Source organism: Vagococcus sp. CY52-2 (assembly GCF_022655055.1).
Taxonomy (GTDB): Bacteria; Bacillota; Bacilli; order Lactobacillales; family Vagococcaceae; genus Vagococcus.
Genome location: NZ_CP093384.1, coordinates 1,616,955 through 1,632,555 on the forward strand (window position 1 = coordinate 1,616,955; position 15,601 = coordinate 1,632,555).

The window sequence follows — 15,601 nt, forward strand, 5'->3', positions numbered from 1 at the left end:
CTTTTCCTCCTAAACTGGATCCATTAACTGACATACTGCAATCGCTTTTGCAGAAACGATATTATCTTTATATACACTTACTTCAACTTTTCCTGAACGTCTACCAACTTCTATCACTTGAGTTCTGATTTCTATTTCGCTATCCATTTGGATTAATTTGAAATAATATAAGCTACTTTGCTCAATAACCGAATGAAAATTGTATCGTGATAACATCGTTGAACGAACAACACTTGAAATAATTTGATTTAATACACCAAAAGAGAGCGTTCCTAAATTATTAATCATCTGTGGCGTGACAACAAATGTAAAAATAGCATCTCCTTTTTCAGGCATTTCTTTTTCCACAATCTGGTTAGTAATATGATCCGTCAATTTATGTGCAGCCTGCGGTTGCTTTTGTGCTAATTGAACAGTTCTCATCACATCTTGTCGTGATATAATTCCGACAAGCGTTAGATCATCTTCCACCACAGGAATAATCTCCAAACCATCCCAAATCATTTGATGTCCGATACTTGCTACACTCATATGTGATTTAGCATATCGTGGATCTTTCGTCATAACTTTTTCAATAGATTGTGTCAGTGATTTATCAGACACGTCTTTTGCTGTTACCATCCCCACTAAGCGATTAGATTTATTTACTACAGGAAAACGTGTGTATCCAGTTTTCTCAACCAATTTAACATAATCTTCAACCGTATCTTTCGTTGTCATATAGAATGTTTCATTTTCAGGTGTTTGGATATCTTCTACCAACACGATATCCTTTTTAATCATCTGATCACTAATAGCACGGTTTATTAGCATTCCAACAGTAAAGGTATCATGAGATGTACGTAAAATAGGCATTTTAACTTCATCTGCTAAGTCTATAATATCTTGACTGATTTCAAATCCACCAGTTAACAGAACAGCCGCACCATTATTTAGTGCTAACCGCTGAACACCTTCTCTATCTCCAACAATCATTAAAGCTCCTGGCGTAATATAGCGTAACATGCTTTTTTCTGTCATCGCCCCAATAATAAATTTATCTAATGGTTTTTTTAATCCTTTTTTCCCCGCTAATACATCACCATCGATAATTTTAACAATTTCTTTGAAGGTTAGATTTTTTATGTTCTCTTTTGTTTTCGTTTCAATTCTTATCGTTCCAACTCGCTGTATAGTGGATACCAATCCCACATTTTCTGCCTCTTTAATGGCACGATAAGCCGTTCCCTCACTAACGCTTAACATTTTGGCAATGCCTCGAACAGAAATTTTATCTCCTACAGGCAAGGACTCAATATGTGCTAATATTTGATCATGTTTTGTCATGCTCATATGTGTCACCTTATTGCTTTCTTCTTGTTATAGTTAACTTAAAAAATCTGTATTAATACAAATCCTTTTGTAATGTTTATATTCTATCATAAAACACATTAAAAATACATTTGAATCCTATAACAGAAAACAAATAACTGATATAAAACAACACGTCAAAACGTAAATTCACGTTTTGACGTGTTGTACTTAATTTATTTTCTTTTCTGACTTGATTCCATAATAACTGGTAAAATAACTGGTCGACGTTTCGTTTGTTCGTAGAGATAACGACTTAATTGGTCTCTTATTTCTTGTTTCAAAATCCCCCAATCAAAATCTTGTTTCTCTAAGTTTTCTAAAACTACGGTTTCAACTATGTCGCCACTTTCTTTCATCAAATTGTTGCTTGATTTCATATAGACAAACCCACGTGACGTAATTCTAGCTGGTGAAATAATTTTTTTCTCACGGCGATTAATCGTAATCGCTGCAATAATAATCCCGTCTTCTGATAATATTTTTCGATCGCGTAACACAATGTTTCCAATATCACCAACACCTAATCCATCAATCAAGACATTTTCAACTTCAATTGAACCAGTCATACGCAAACGACCGTTTTCAAACTCTAAAACGTCTCCTCGACCTAAAATAAAGATATTTTTAAATGGAATGCCTATTTCATTAGCTAACTCTGCATGTTTTGCCAACACACGATACTCACCTTGAATTGGTATAAAGAATGTTGGTTTCATCAAATTCAGCATTAATTTTAAATCATTTTGATTCGCATGACCTGACACTTTTACTGTATCAGAAATAGTTTGTACTGTTCCACCGGCACGATAAACCATGTCTTCTGTTTTGGCTACCATTGTTTCAACAGCAGTTGATGGTGTTGTTGTGATGTAGATTAAGTCTCCTTCAGCAATGCGAATAAAACGATGGCGACCACTAGCCATTTTTTGTAATGTGTTTAACGGCTCACCCATACGACCAGTTTCTAAAATAACTAGCTCATGAGGCTCTTTATTTTTCATTTGTTTTTCTGTAATAATTAATTCGTCATTTGGTAAGGTTAATTTTCCTAAACGAATGGCTGTCCGAACAATTTGTTCAACGTCTTTGCCTGTTAACACAACAAAACGTTCACTTAAATAAGCTGCATCAAATACTTGTTGAATACGTTGTAAGTTACTAGCCACACTAGCAACAATGATTCTTCCTTCCCAATATCTAAAGGTATCAACAACTTCATCAGCCACTTCATTTTCAGAAGCTGACAACATATTACTTTCAGCATTTGTCGAATCACTTAATAAGGCTAAAACACCTTTTTTACCAATTTCTGCTAATCTTGCAAAGTCCGTTTGATACATTGGGCTAGCGCTTTGATCAAATTTAAAATCACCTGTATACACAATTTGTCCTTCAGGAGTTGTCAAGACAATTCCCATTGAATCTGGAACAGTATGTGTTGTCCTAAAGAAACTCACTTCAGATTGAGCAAACTCTATAATAGTATTTTCATCTATTACATGAAAATCATTAAAATCTTTTGTATTTGGATAATTTTTCACATTAATTTTTGCTAATTCAATAGTTAATTCTGACCCAAATACTGGAACTGAAACTTCTTCTAATAAATAGGGCAATGCTCCAATAGCATCTGCATGTCCATGACTTAAGAAGATACCCGCAATATTATCTTTTTTTTCAATTAAGTATGAAAAATCAGGAATAACCATATCAATTCCTAATTGTTCATTTTCTGGATACTTTAATCCACAATCTAAAACAAAGATTTCTTCTTCAATTTCTGCTACATAAATACTTTTTCCATTCTCTCTGACTCCACCAAGAGGAACTATTTTTACTTGACTCACTAAATTTCCACCTCAATTATGCTATACCAATTCATTCATATAGCTACTTTCATTATTTTTCTTGTTCACGATCTATATTTATTGATAATGCCACAAAATAATTGCCTACATAATTCTTGTGCGAATTATTTTTATCAATAAATTTTACACGTCTTAAGTTGATACCATTTTATCATAAAAAACAAAAAATTTCTGTAAGATATACTTTCTTACCCATTTATTATGAAATAAGTGTATCATTCTAGTATTTGTTTATTCCATTGTAGAATGATCTCTTTCAGTTTCAATACAAATAAATCCATTTTTTTCTTATCTAATCTTGCTATATTCACACGACAACTTTGACTGCTTTTGGTAATCGTAAAACTAGGTAATACTGCCAAACGGCTATCTATTAATAATAGCCAATCTTCTTTTGTCAATATTCTCCTATTGTAAGTTAACCAAATATAATACCCACCCTTTGGTAACGTAAAGTCAATATCTTTGGATAAAGTCATTTGAAGTAAATTAACAAAATAAGTCATTCGATTTTTAAGTGTTTCTTGTAGAAGAGATAATTTTTTTGAAAAATTTGGATCAGTTAATGCAAATGATGCCATAACTTGCGGAAAAATATTTAGCTGCGTTTCATACTCATCTCGTAATTTAACTACTTTATCTAATACATAGCTTGGTGCTTCAATCCATCCTAATTGCATACGACTTCCCAATATTTTAGATAAAGAACCTATATAAATAACAGATTGTGGTTCTAGCTCTTTTAACAATGGGTATGGATTTAGCGAATGAAATGATAGTTGACCAAACACATCATCTTCAATAATTGGAATACGATACCTCTGACACAATTCAATCAATTTTTTTCTGCGTGTCAAAGTCATAGTGGTACCAGTAGGATTTTGAAAATTAGGATTGGTTAAAACAAGTTGAATACTTTCTTTTTTCACGATTTTTTCTAAAACTGATACACTCATCCCGTCTTTATCAACTGGAATTTTAATCACCTTTATCGACATCGCATTTAAAACAGAAATACCATTAAAAAAAGAAGGATCTTCAACGGCAACTGTATCCCCAGACTTTAATAAAGCTTGAATCAATAAAACCAAACTTTGTTGACCTCCAGCAGTTAACATAAGTTCTTGTGATTTGGGATAATGTGAATACATATCATACACTAATTGGGCAATCTTGTTTCTTAATGGGAGGTACCCCAAATTAGATACTTCTTCCGATAAAAAAGATTGCCAATTAACATTAGGTAAACTAATATTCGGGATTAAGCTATAAGGTAATTCTCCAGTGTAACCATCCAATACACTGTATTTATCATTCAACAATAATTTTTCTAATTGCTGTTCGTACTCACTTTTTTGATATTTAACGTCATTATATTGAATTCTCCTTCTTAAATGATTTTCCTGTTTTTCTCCAGATTGACTCAAAATATACGTTCCACTACTTGCCTTTTTTTCTACGAATCCTTGTGCTTCTAATTCATCATATGCTCGAACGACTGTACTTCGATTAATAAGTAGCTGATTAGCTAATGTTCTTTCTGATGGTAAACGATCCCCTTCATATAAAAGCCCATCACTAATTTGATTAATTAATTGATTCATAATTTGTCGATATAAAGGAGTGTGGGATGATTTGTTGATTTTTATTTCCATAAAATCACCTCTTTGATGTTAGTATATCATAAATTGGATGGGTCCAGTTTTCTAAAACCGGATGTAGTTTTTTTTTATGAGCATGATAAACTTTAGTACAACATCACTAAGGAGCAAACTTTTATGGTAAAAAAAATATTAACAGTCGCAGGATCTGACGCTGGGGGTGGCGCAGGAATCCAGGCTGACTTAAAAACATTTGAAGAGTATGGCACATTTGGTTTAAGTACCATTACTAGCATTTTAACTGTTAGTCCTAAAACAAAAACACCTTTTATTTATCCTATCCCGATTGAGATTGTTGAAAAACAATTAGAGACAGCTTTTTCTGGTGGTCCACTGGATGCTTTAAAGATTGGATTACTTGGAAGTTTACCAGTGATTGATTTATTAGAAGCCTTTATCAAAAAAGTAAATCAACCACATATTGTTTTAGATCCTGTCATGGCTGTCAAAACAAATAAAGATGTCTTACAACCTGAATTAGTAGAAGCGATGATAAAGAAATTAATCCCCCTAGCTGATATCATCACACCAAACTTGGTTGAAACAAGTATTTTAGCCAATATGTCAGTTATTGAAACTGAAGATGATATGAAATTAGCAGCACAAAAGATAGTTAATTTGGGAGCAAAATCAGTTATTATCAAAGGTGGCGCTCGATTAAAGGGAGATAGTGCAACTGATTTATTTTATGATGGAAAACAATTTTTATTTATTCATGAAGATAAATTAGAGACCAATACTAATCATGGTGCAGGATGTTCATTTGCTGCAGCAATCACAGCAGGAATGGCTAAAGGTTTAAGTACCGAATCAAGTGTCAAACTTGCAAAACATTATGTCACCAGTGCCATAAAACATGGAATTTATTTAAATGATTTCACAGGATATGTTTGGCATGGTGCGTTTCGAGAAGCAACAGATCGAATGATTATAGGAGATGAATATAAATGATGACAAGTACTAAATGGAGTATCAAAGAAACAACTTTAATGGGATTATTTGCAGCATTAACTGTGGTGGGAACGAGTATACGTGTTCCTCTACCAGCTCTTGTGGGCAATCCTTTCTTTCACTTTGGGTTACCTATTCTTTCATTAGCTGTTTTAACACTTGGATTTTTCAAAGGTTCATTAGCTGGAGGAATCGGATTTGCTATTTTTGATATTTTAAATGGATTTGCTGCTGAAGCACCTTACTTTATCTTAGAAAGTTTTGTTGTGGGTGCCACTTTAACATTTGCTTATCACCGTTTTGAAAAATATGAAAGTAAAACCTGGTTTATCCCTGTTATTATGATTATTGCTGCAATTGCAAAAATTTCGATGACATTCCTGAAAAATTTAGTAATTCAATTGATGATGGGAAATGAATTTAGCGTTTCTGCATTCGCTAGTTTTTCAACTTTATATATTACGGTGATTAATGCTATTGCCGCTATTATCATTGTGTCACTACTATATAAACCCATTAAAGCTTTAACTAATAAGATGCTTTACTAAGATATAAAAAAAGTTGCCTTAATTGGCAACTTTTTTTGTGTGCTTAACTCCGATTCCAGTTAACGCACTTAAAATAGAAAAAATAGGTGATAACAAACTAAATAATACAAATGGCAAATAACTCATCGTTGAAACACCAAATGTATTGGCGACAAAACTTCCTGCTATTCCCCATGGAATTAAGTAATTAATTACCGTTCCGCCGTCTTCTAACGTTCTACTTAAAACAACTGGGTCTAAACCCATTTTTTTGTATACTTCTTTAAAGGCATTACCTGGTAAAATAACGGATAATAACTGTTCACCAATAAAGATATTAACACCTATACTAGAAAGCAAACTGACAATAATCAATTGACTTGGTGAAGCTAGACATTTAGCCAATGAGTCAATAACTGTTGTAACTAACCCTATCTTCATCAAAATCCCACCCAGAGATAAGGTTAAAATTATTAATAATACGGTAAACGTCATGCTATTTATTCCACCGCGAGTTAACAACATATCCACTTGTTCATTACCCGTTTTTGATACAAATCCATTCTCAACGACACTCGCTAAATTAGCTAAATCAATATTTCCTTGTTGGATTACAATCATCACCACTGCCACGATAACATTTAATAAAATAGTGATAATCGCTGGTAACTTCTTCCAAGCACATACTAGCATCAGTAGAATAGGGATGAGCGACCACATGGATATATGAAAATGTGTTTCAAGTACTTGTGTCACTTCTTTAACGTTTGTTAATTCTACTGTAGCATCTGATTTACCAATAATGGTAAATAAAATCAATGACACTAAAAAAGCAGGAATAGTAGACCACATCATATTTTTTATGTGATCAAATAAATCTGCCTCTACGACAGCTGAGGCTAAGTTAGTTGACTCAGAAAGTGGCGACATCTTATCTCCAAAGATTGCTCCTGAAGCAATTGCTCCTACAATTAGTGGTGGATTTAGTCCCAATGTGACGCCAATACCAAAAAAGGCGATGCCGATTGTTGACATGACAGTAAATGCACTCCCCACTGCACTCCCTACTATCGCACATACAAGAAAAATAGATGGAATAAACCATTTTACACTGAGTAATTTAAACCCTATCACCATAATCGTTGGGATAATACCTGCTTGTATCCAGACTGCAATCAGTGCACCAACCAACAAAAAAATAAAGATAGGGATAATACCTGGTTTTAAACCACTAACGATCCCTTCATTGACCCACTCTAACGGCATTCTTTTTATGACCATATAGCCAATGGTCAATGCAATAGCAAATAATATCACAACATTAGGAGAGAGTTTAAATACTATAACTCCCATTGAAATACAACATAGAATAATCAATAATACAATACTTGCTTCTAATAAACTAATCCTCTTTTGCATGATAATCCCTCTTTTCATTTAATAAATTTTTTATTTATCAAATGCAACGATATCGTATCATCCCACCACAACTCATGACCATTCTCCTTTTTTATAATAAAAAAAGTCGCCCTTATGCATTTAAACATAAGGGCGACTTTTTTCGCGGTACCACCTTAATTTAAAGATAGTCCATCTATCTTCATCTCTTTAGTTATATTTAATTAGATTCATCTTATGTGTAATTCAGATAAATAAGCTGGATCGATTTTCAGCAACCATCGACTTTCTAAACGCAGTTCTTATTCCCTACTTGCATAAAATGTAAAACTTTTACTCATACTATCTATTTATTTGATAAATGTCAATAGTTTATTTTTTATCCCATAAAAATTGACTCACTATCTCATCCACTTCCTGATTTTCATGAAGTCCACTATGATCTGCACCTTTTCCTTCTATCAACACGTGTTCTACTTGATTACCATGCTCTAATAACATCGCATTAACAGCAAAAGAACTGCTAAGTGGGACTACATTGTCACTCAAATTATCATCAGATAATTTCCCTGCAACTAATAACAGACTAACCTCTTTAGATAACCCACTTAACTCATTCCCATAGAGAATGTAACGATCACTTTTTTCATTTGGTCCGTTAGTTAATAAATCCTCCAAACTCTGACTAGTCAACGTATCAATAAACTCATTAAATGGTGATCCTATTGCTACTAACTTATTAACTTTAGGCAAATCAGTCGTTTGGCTATCTTGTAATAAATATCTCAATCCACTAATTCCACCCATAGAATGTCCTACAATATTTACTTCTTGAATATCATACTCTTTTTGCAAAAATTCTAATACTAGTTTTATCCATCTAGCTTGTTCCCATTCATTATTTCGATTATCTCGAAATAAAACTTGTATCATTGGATTATCCTCAGAAAATTGATTTGAGTCTAATTTATTTTCAGTTGAAATACTCCCGTCACTTGACACAATGACAACAAGTGATTTTGTCGCCACATCTTGACTAGCTAAACGATTAATCATGTGTCCTAATGATCCTCTTCCACCACCAGCGCCATGGATAAAAAGTGTAGGGACATTCGTATAATTTACGTTACTTTCTATTTTTTCATTAGTCGCGCCCGTTACTGATTTTTTTTCCTGCTGATTTATTTGACAAGACGTCAAAACAACTAATAAAAAAATCATAGGGATTAAAAAATGTTTCAAACGCATGAAAATCCCTCCTTAATAGAAAAAAAACATGAAAATAAAAACCGATAAAAATATCGGTTTTTATAGTTTATCTACTTGATCAAAGTCTAATTCTGTACTTGTTTCGCGACCAAACATATCAATATTTACTTTTAATTTTTGTTTTTCTAAATCGATTTCAGTAATCTCTCCAGTTAAACCAGAAAATGCTCCTTCTGTAATTGTCACGGTTTCACCTAGCTCAACATCTAAATCTGTGACACGTTTGCTCATTCCTATTTTACCTAAAATATGAGTCACTTCTTCTGGTAATAGTGGAGCAGGCTTACTACCAGCACCGTGTGATCCCACAAAGCCTGTTACACCTGGTGTATTACGTACAATATACCATGATTCATCAGTCATAATCATTTCAACTAACACATAGCCTGGGAAAGTCTTTCTAGCTGTTACTTTCTCTTGACCATTTTTGATTTCTCTTTCTTCTTCTTCAGGAACAACTACACGGAAAATAAAATCTTCCATCCCCATGCTTTGCGCACGAGATTCAATATTTGTTTTTACTTTGTTTTCATAACCTGAATATGTATGTAATACGTACCACTGTCTTTCAAACGATTCCACAGAATTCAACCATCCTTTTCATGATAAAATAAAAAAACCTCAGAGAGCCGAAGTTTTTCTTTCAACTTAATTGTAACACTCAAATGTGCATTTTTCTAGTTATATCTACAGACCTTTTAGCCCAAGATATGAAAGTTTTGCTAATAAAAAGTCAACCGCTGCGAAAAATAGAGCAAATAAGATAGTTGACTGAATCACTGTAATCACATCTTTAACTAATTTTTTACGACTAGGCCAAGTAACAAGTTTCATTTCTTCAATAACGCTTTTGAAAAATTTCATTCTTTTTCTCCTCCTTAATGATGACTATTTCGTCTCTTTATGAAGTGTATGCTTTTTACAATACTTACAGAATTTTTTTACTTCTAAACGCTCAGTACGTTGTGAATCACTAACTGCTTTTGAATAGTTACGAGAACCACATGCGGTACAAGCAAGTGCAGATTTTTTTTGAGCCAAGGGTAGAATCCTCCCACTTTATTAATAACGTTTAAAGTATAACGTTTAAAAGAAGTTTTGTCAAACACGCTCATTTACTGAACAGGTTATTGTTCTTTTATTTAATCATTTGTTTATGGTATTATTAGATTATAATAAAAAATGAAGGGAGCTACATATTATGTTAATTGAATCAGTCTGTATTCCAAAAAGATTGCTAACAACCGTTAGTGAAACTTGTACGCTAGAAGATGCGTTGAATATCTTAGAAGAATCTGGTTTTCGTTGCGTCCCTGTACTTGACGAAACTGGAAAATTCTTTAGAGGAAATATCTATAAAATGCATATATATCGTCATAAATCAAACGGCGGTGACATGACTCTACCTGTCACACATTTAATAAAAAATGCGACAAAATTTATTCATTTGAATTCATCTTTTTTCAAAATCTTTTTCACTATTAAAGAGTTACCATACATCGCTGTTTTAGATGCCAACGATCAATTTTACGGCATTTTAACACATAGTAGTTTATTAGGTATTTTATCTCAATCATGGAACGTTAAAGAAGGACGCTTCGCATTAACGATTGCTTCAACTGGCCGTAAAGGTGACCTAGCAAACATGACGAAAATTATTTCTAAATATTCTGATATTGCAAGTTGTATTACACTTGATGTTGGTCGCGATGAATACATTCGTCGAACGATTATCACACTACCAGCAGATACTGATAAAGAAACATGTGATTTAATCATCAAAGCATTAAACAAAAAAGATTTCTTTGTCGCTCAGGTCGAAGATTTACAACAACCCTTAAATTAAAAAAATGCAGCCAATTAAATTTGGTTGCATTTTTATTTTCATGATTAAAATTTTTCAAAGTGAACCATACGATTAATTCCAAACATAATTGGTGCTGATATACTCATAATAATTAATTCACTCAAAAATAGTGAGCCATATGTTGCCCAGAAAAAGTTTGAGCCAATCGATTGATTAGAAATAATGCAAATCATAATAGCAATTAGTATCATACTTACTGAAAAAGCAATCGTATTGATAACCATTCGTATTTTCTCACTCTTAATCCATCTAGCAGATATAGCTGTGATACTTAAAGCCAACAATGTTTGACCTCCACCAAACAAGACATCCATCATGCCTCCTTCAGAAAAGAACAAATTAAATGCCACGACTCCTAAAAGAACACCCCATAATAATTTTTTATTAAACACAACTAAATGATTCAAACTCTCAGATACTCTAAACTGAATCGGCCCTTGCGCAATAGGGGCTACAACAAGTGTTAACACAACATAAAGTGCTGCTATTAACCCATTGACAACTAATGTAGTCGTCTTTGATTGTGATACTGATTTTTCCATTTTTCTTTTTCTCCCTTCCTAGTTTTGATATCGCAGGATGGTATGAACGAACTGCGGTTATTCAACATAACGATATTATCCTACCTGTTGTTTACCCAAATGTCAAAGTTTTTTGGTATGATAAGAGCATGACTAACAAAAAGGAAGAAAATGATGTCACTTATTATTCAAAAAATCAAAACGATTACAACACAGCATTTCTCTTTATTAAAACAAGCAGATCCAGATGAGGATATGATTAATTCATATATTTATCGTGCTTTTTTGTTCGAATGCCTTTATAATAATAAAATTGTAGGTGTTCTAGTATTAAATCAGAATAAAGGGAACGCATTAGAAATTTTAAATATTTCTGTCCTTGAAGAATATCAACATCAAGGCATCGGGTCTTCTCTCTTAGTTTTTACTGAAAATTTTGCAAAAGAAAACCATTACTCTACACTTGAAGTTTGTACAGGTTCTACAAGTATCTGGCAACTTTATTTTTATCAAAAACACGGCTTTCGCATAACAGACATCCAGATTGACTACTTTCTCAAAAACTATTCTGAACCTATTTTTGAGCATGGTATTCAATTAAAAGACCAACTACGTCTTAAGAAAGTGGTTTAATCATATCGTGTTTATTAGTAGAACCGTCAGAATTTAAGGAGTTACTTTATGAAAAAATTAATCTTACATTTATTAGTTAATCAACATGCTGGTTCTGGAAAAGGAGCTAAACAATATAAAGAAGTTCAAAAACAATTGATAGCAAAAAACATTCCATTTAAAACCTATTTTACTGAATATGCTGGTCATGAAAAAGAGATTGTCCAAGAACTATTAAACGGTATTCTTACCCCTTATAAACAAGATGAACCATTTGAAAATTTATTAGTCGTATTAGGTGGTGATGGTACTTTACATGAAGTTGTCAATGCTTTAAAACACGAGCCGACTATTCCTATTGGCTACCTCCCAAGTGGTTCTGGAAATGATTTTGCTCGGGGGGTCGGCATTTCAAGAAAAATAAATGCGGCCTTAACACACTTGTTAGATGTAAACGAACCAAAACCAATTAGTTTAATGGAGGCAATGGATGTTGACTCAAATGATACTCGTCTTATTTTAAACAATGTTGGTGTAGGGATTGATGCGAAAATTGTGGCAACCGCCAATCATTCAAAGGCTAAATCATTATTAAATCAGATGAAATTAGGCTCTCTATCGTATGTTAGTGCGGCTCTATCTTCCCTGTTTAAGCAACCTTCTTTTCCCTTAATTATTGAAACAACCACAGAAAAAAAAGAATTTGAAAGTGCCTTTTTATGTACCACTACTAATCATCCTTATTTTGGTGGAGGAGTTGCGATTGATCCGACCGCTTCAGCTTATACAGATGACGTTCACTTAATTATTGTTGAAAAAATTTTCCCTTTATCTTTAGCTTGGTTAATTATAAAATTATTTTTTAAACAACATTTAACCTCCCCACATCTACATCGCTTTGTCGATTCAGAATTGACACTAACCTGTCCTCTTGCACAAGTGGGACAAGCAGATGGTGAAGAACTAGGAGAAAGAGACTTTAAACTACACTTTAAAACCACTCAACATTTATTTTGGATGTAAAAATAAGCCATGGCAAAAGCCATCGCTTATTTTTTTATTTCAAAATCGTGAGGAGTTTGGTCACTCATTCCAATCATTGGATCAATGGTAAGATAATTATCTAGTGTTAAAACATATGGTTTAGGAGTCTCTTCATCTACTTTTTCAAACAAAGACACTTCTTTAACGTTTGATTTTTTTGGTAACTGTTCAAGTTTTTCTTCTACTTTATGATGTAGAGTTTCTTTAACTTCTTGCTCTTTTTCATCTAAATAATTTTCTTCCTCTTTAGCTCGTTTAACTAATAACTCATCGCTTTCAACAAGTCGTTCCACTAAAGTTGTTTGTCGCTCTAATGTCTGACTTTCAATTGCTCTGACAAAAGCATCAGGTTCACCAAGTAAAATCAAAAAATCTCGGCTTCTTGTCACAGCTGTATAAAGGAGTTTTCTTTGAAGCATTCGACCATATTGATTCACTAATGGTAAAATCACCATTTGAAACTCGCTACCTTGTGATTTATGAATCGAACACGCATAAGCTAATGTAATTTTTTGCCATTCATTCCGTTTATAAACCACTTCTGTTTCATCAAATAAAATCGTCATCTCATCGACCTTATCATCTGTATCTTTTCCATAAGTAATCCCAACAATTTCTCCCATGTCACCATTAAAAACATTCACCTCTGGACTATTCACAAGATGTAGTACCTTATCACCAATACGATATAACTTGTCCAACCATTTTACTTCTTTTCTTTCGCCAGTATCATTGCTATTTAAAATCTGCTGCATCATAATGTTTAGTTGGTCAATCCCTGCTTTTCCACGATACATTGGCGCTAATACTTGGACTTCTTGATTAGAAAAACCTTTATCTTTCGCTCGTGATACCACTTGTTCAACAACTGACTCGATTTGACTAACATGGCATTGAATAAACGACCGGTCTTTTTTGTTTTCTGTTAAATCATTTGGTACCTTACCATTTTTGATATGATGTGCTAATGAAATGATAGAAGAACCATCATCTTGTCGATAAATATCCACTAATTCTTTTTTGGGTATTTCTTCTACTCTTAATAAATCTGTTAATACTTGACCTGGTCCAACTGAAGGCAACTGATCCTTATCCCCTACAAAAATAACTTGCATATTATTTGGCACAGATTTTAATAAAGTATTAACTAACCATGTATCAACCATTGACAACTCATCAACTATCAAAAGTCCACCTTCAAGTTCTCTAGCCTCTTCTACGCCTTCTTTTTCTCGACCTGTCAGACCTAATAAGCGGTGAATGGTACTAGCTGGAAGCCCCGTCATGTCATTCATCCGTTTAGCTGCTCGACCAGTTGGTGCGGCCAAAAGAATTGGAAATATCTTTTGCGTGTAATCCTCCAAATTTAGAGAAAAGCCATTTAATTCTGCATATAAAGACACCAAACCATTAATTACGGTTGTTTTACCTGTACCAGGTCCTCCTGTTAAAATAAAAAAATGGGACATGATGGCTTCTTTCAATGCTTCTTTTTGACTATTACCATACTTGATGCCATTTTGCTTTTCAATCATTTTAATCGTGGCATCAATTTCTTTTTCTTTATAAGGTAACTTTTTCTTTTTTTCAAGTAATCGTTTGATAGACGCAGCCGTACCAACCTCAGAAAAATACAACGATTTTTCAAACAAACGAGTTCCCTCTTGAATAATCACACCTTCTTCAGCTAGACGAATTACTTCATCTGCTACTAATTGTGGATCAATTTCAACAGGTCGACTATTTTCTAACACCTGAATCGAAGCTGATAATAATTGCTTTGCTTCCATGTAAGTATCACCAGCATTCAAGCAACCTTGATACAACTCATGAACCAATGCTGCTCGAATACGTTCTGAAGAAGTAGCAGAAATTCCAATTCGTTCTGCTAACATATCAGCTTTTTTAAACCCTACTCCCTCAATATCTTCCACCAACTGATATGGATTCTCTTCGATAATATTTAACGTATCACCTTTATAATATTGATAAATAGTAAAAGCTAGCTGGTTTCCAAAACCATAACGATTTAAGCCGACAACAATTTGTTCCATGCCGTAATTTTCTTTTAAAGAAGACACCAGTGTTTCTTTCTTTTTTTGATTAAGTCCTGCAACTTGATCAAGTAAATCTGGATTATCTAAGATGTCATCTATAGCCGTTTCACCAAGCAACTCAACAATTGTCTGAGCCGTTTTTTTCCCTATCCCAGGAAACTTACTACTTGATAAATAGTTTATCAATCCTTCTGTTGAGGTTGGTTTATCTTGTTCATATCGTTCTACTTTTAATTGTTCTCCATACCTTGGATGATTAACGATTTCTCCATAAAAACAATACAGTTCTCCCTCTTGAATCTGACCAAATGTTCCAGTGACAACAATCTCATCACCATCATAAGTTGTGTTAGTCTCTTTTACTTTTACCAACATGACCTTATAAAAATTTGTGGCATTTTCAAAAAAAATTGCTTCAACCACTCCCTTTAGAAAAGGCGTCTTTGGCATCTCTTCCATTGTCGTCACCTCCA

Annotated in this window: 15 protein-coding genes; 5 read left to right on the forward strand and 10 right to left on the reverse strand. The window is 33.4% G+C overall.

Annotated elements, in window-relative coordinates:
• Positions 1-9 precede the first annotated feature (9 nt).
• The 3 genes from MN187_RS07780 to MN187_RS07790 form a co-directional block, all read right to left on the reverse strand.
• Positions 10-1,326: a DRTGG domain-containing protein gene (locus MN187_RS07780; RefSeq protein ID WP_117973432.1), complete on the reverse strand. Its 1,317-nt coding sequence runs from the start codon at positions 1,324-1,326 to the stop codon at positions 10-12.
• 200 nt (positions 1,327-1,526) lie between these two features.
• Entirely contained in the window at positions 1,527-3,200 is a 1,674-nt protein-coding gene (locus tag MN187_RS07785; RefSeq protein WP_241699433.1) for a ribonuclease J, read from the reverse strand.
• 236 nt (positions 3,201-3,436) lie between these two features.
• On the reverse strand, positions 3,437-4,876 hold the full coding sequence (locus tag MN187_RS07790; protein WP_117973264.1) for an aminotransferase-like domain-containing protein: 1,440 nt from the start codon (positions 4,874-4,876) through the stop codon (positions 3,437-3,439).
• Positions 4,877-4,999: 123 nt separating this feature from the next.
• Here MN187_RS07790 and thiD point away from each other — a divergent pair, with 123 nt between their 5' ends.
• On the forward strand, positions 5,000-5,833 hold the full coding sequence (gene thiD / locus MN187_RS07795; protein ID WP_117973265.1) for a bifunctional hydroxymethylpyrimidine kinase/phosphomethylpyrimidine kinase: 834 nt from the start codon (positions 5,000-5,002) through the stop codon (positions 5,831-5,833).
• Positions 5,830-6,381, forward strand: a complete 552-nt coding sequence (locus MN187_RS07800; RefSeq protein WP_347247403.1) for an ECF transporter S component — start codon at positions 5,830-5,832, stop codon at positions 6,379-6,381. The genes thiD and MN187_RS07800 overlap by 4 nt, the downstream gene beginning before the upstream one ends.
• Before the next feature lie 18 nt (positions 6,382-6,399).
• Here the strand turns inward: MN187_RS07800 and nhaC are convergent, their stop codons facing one another.
• The 5 genes from nhaC to rpmG form a co-directional block, all read right to left on the reverse strand.
• Positions 6,400-7,779, reverse strand: a complete 1,380-nt coding sequence (gene nhaC / locus MN187_RS07805; RefSeq protein WP_370448237.1) for a Na+/H+ antiporter NhaC — start codon at positions 7,777-7,779, stop codon at positions 6,400-6,402.
• 351 nt (positions 7,780-8,130) lie between these two features.
• Positions 8,131-9,006, reverse strand: a complete 876-nt coding sequence (locus tag MN187_RS07810; RefSeq protein ID WP_117973267.1) for an alpha/beta fold hydrolase — start codon at positions 9,004-9,006, stop codon at positions 8,131-8,133.
• A gap of 60 nt (positions 9,007-9,066) precedes the next feature.
• Positions 9,067-9,609 (reverse strand): transcription termination/antitermination protein NusG, encoded by a 543-nt coding sequence (gene nusG / locus MN187_RS07815; RefSeq protein ID WP_117973268.1) that lies wholly within the window; start codon positions 9,607-9,609, stop codon positions 9,067-9,069.
• A 105-nt stretch (positions 9,610-9,714) separates the two neighbouring features.
• Positions 9,715-9,891: a preprotein translocase subunit SecE gene (gene secE / locus MN187_RS07820; RefSeq protein ID WP_117973269.1), complete on the reverse strand. Its 177-nt coding sequence runs from the start codon at positions 9,889-9,891 to the stop codon at positions 9,715-9,717.
• A 24-nt stretch (positions 9,892-9,915) separates the two neighbouring features.
• Positions 9,916-10,068 carry a 50S ribosomal protein L33 gene (rpmG, locus tag MN187_RS07825; protein WP_117973270.1) on the reverse strand — a complete coding sequence of 51 codons (153 nt, stop codon included), beginning with the start codon at positions 10,066-10,068 and terminating at the stop codon, positions 9,916-9,918.
• Between the two features lie 160 nt (positions 10,069-10,228).
• Between rpmG and cbpA the strand changes: the two genes are divergently transcribed.
• Positions 10,229-10,873, forward strand: a complete 645-nt coding sequence (gene cbpA / locus MN187_RS07830) for a cyclic di-AMP binding protein CbpA (protein WP_117973271.1) — start codon at positions 10,229-10,231, stop codon at positions 10,871-10,873.
• Positions 10,874-10,917: 44 nt separating this feature from the next.
• Here the strand turns inward: cbpA and MN187_RS07835 are convergent, their stop codons facing one another.
• Entirely contained in the window at positions 10,918-11,436 is a 519-nt protein-coding gene (locus MN187_RS07835) for a QueT transporter family protein (RefSeq protein ID WP_117973272.1), read from the reverse strand.
• Positions 11,437-11,589: 153 nt separating this feature from the next.
• On the opposite strand from MN187_RS07835, the gene MN187_RS07840 reads away from it, so the two are divergent.
• Positions 11,590-12,048, forward strand: coding sequence for a GNAT family N-acetyltransferase (locus tag MN187_RS07840; protein ID WP_242093751.1), 459 nt, complete (start codon positions 11,590-11,592; stop codon positions 12,046-12,048).
• 48 nt (positions 12,049-12,096) lie between these two features.
• Positions 12,097-13,050, forward strand: a complete 954-nt coding sequence (locus MN187_RS07845) for a diacylglycerol/lipid kinase family protein (protein ID WP_242093753.1) — start codon at positions 12,097-12,099, stop codon at positions 13,048-13,050.
• A gap of 26 nt (positions 13,051-13,076) precedes the next feature.
• Here MN187_RS07845 and recD2 read toward each other — a convergent pair whose 3' ends face one another.
• A complete protein-coding gene (gene recD2 / locus MN187_RS07850; RefSeq protein WP_117973275.1) occupies positions 13,077-15,587 on the reverse strand; it encodes an SF1B family DNA helicase RecD2 in 2,511 nt (836 codons plus the stop codon).
• Positions 15,588-15,601 lie beyond the last annotated feature (14 nt).

Bases quoted from the DNA above. Each gene is read 5' to 3' on its own strand.
- MN187_RS07780 (WP_117973432.1), bottom strand. From the start codon at position 1,326: ATGACAAAACATGATCAAATATTAGCACATATTGAGTCCTTGCCTGTA.
- MN187_RS07790 (WP_117973264.1), bottom strand. From the start codon at position 4,876: ATGGAAATAAAAATCAACAAATCATCCCACACTCCTTTATATCGACAA.
- thiD (WP_117973265.1), top strand. From the start codon at position 5,000: ATGGTAAAAAAAATATTAACAGTCGCAGGATCTGACGCTGGGGGTGGC.
- MN187_RS07800 (WP_347247403.1), top strand. From the start codon at position 5,830: ATGATGACAAGTACTAAATGGAGTATCAAAGAAACAACTTTAATGGGA.
- nhaC (WP_370448237.1), bottom strand. From the start codon at position 7,779: ATGCAAAAGAGGATTAGTTTATTAGAAGCAAGTATTGTATTATTGATT.
- MN187_RS07810 (WP_117973267.1), bottom strand. From the start codon at position 9,006: ATGCGTTTGAAACATTTTTTAATCCCTATGATTTTTTTATTAGTTGTT.
- secE (WP_117973269.1), bottom strand. From the start codon at position 9,891: ATGAAATTTTTCAAAAGCGTTATTGAAGAAATGAAACTTGTTACTTGG.
- cbpA (WP_117973271.1), top strand. From the start codon at position 10,229: ATGTTAATTGAATCAGTCTGTATTCCAAAAAGATTGCTAACAACCGTT.
- MN187_RS07835 (WP_117973272.1), bottom strand. From the start codon at position 11,436: ATGGAAAAATCAGTATCACAATCAAAGACGACTACATTAGTTGTCAAT.
- MN187_RS07840 (WP_242093751.1), top strand. From the start codon at position 11,590: ATGTCACTTATTATTCAAAAAATCAAAACGATTACAACACAGCATTTC.
- MN187_RS07845 (WP_242093753.1), top strand. From the start codon at position 12,097: ATGAAAAAATTAATCTTACATTTATTAGTTAATCAACATGCTGGTTCT.
- recD2 (WP_117973275.1), bottom strand. From the start codon at position 15,587: ATGGAAGAGATGCCAAAGACGCCTTTTCTAAAGGGAGTGGTTGAAGCA.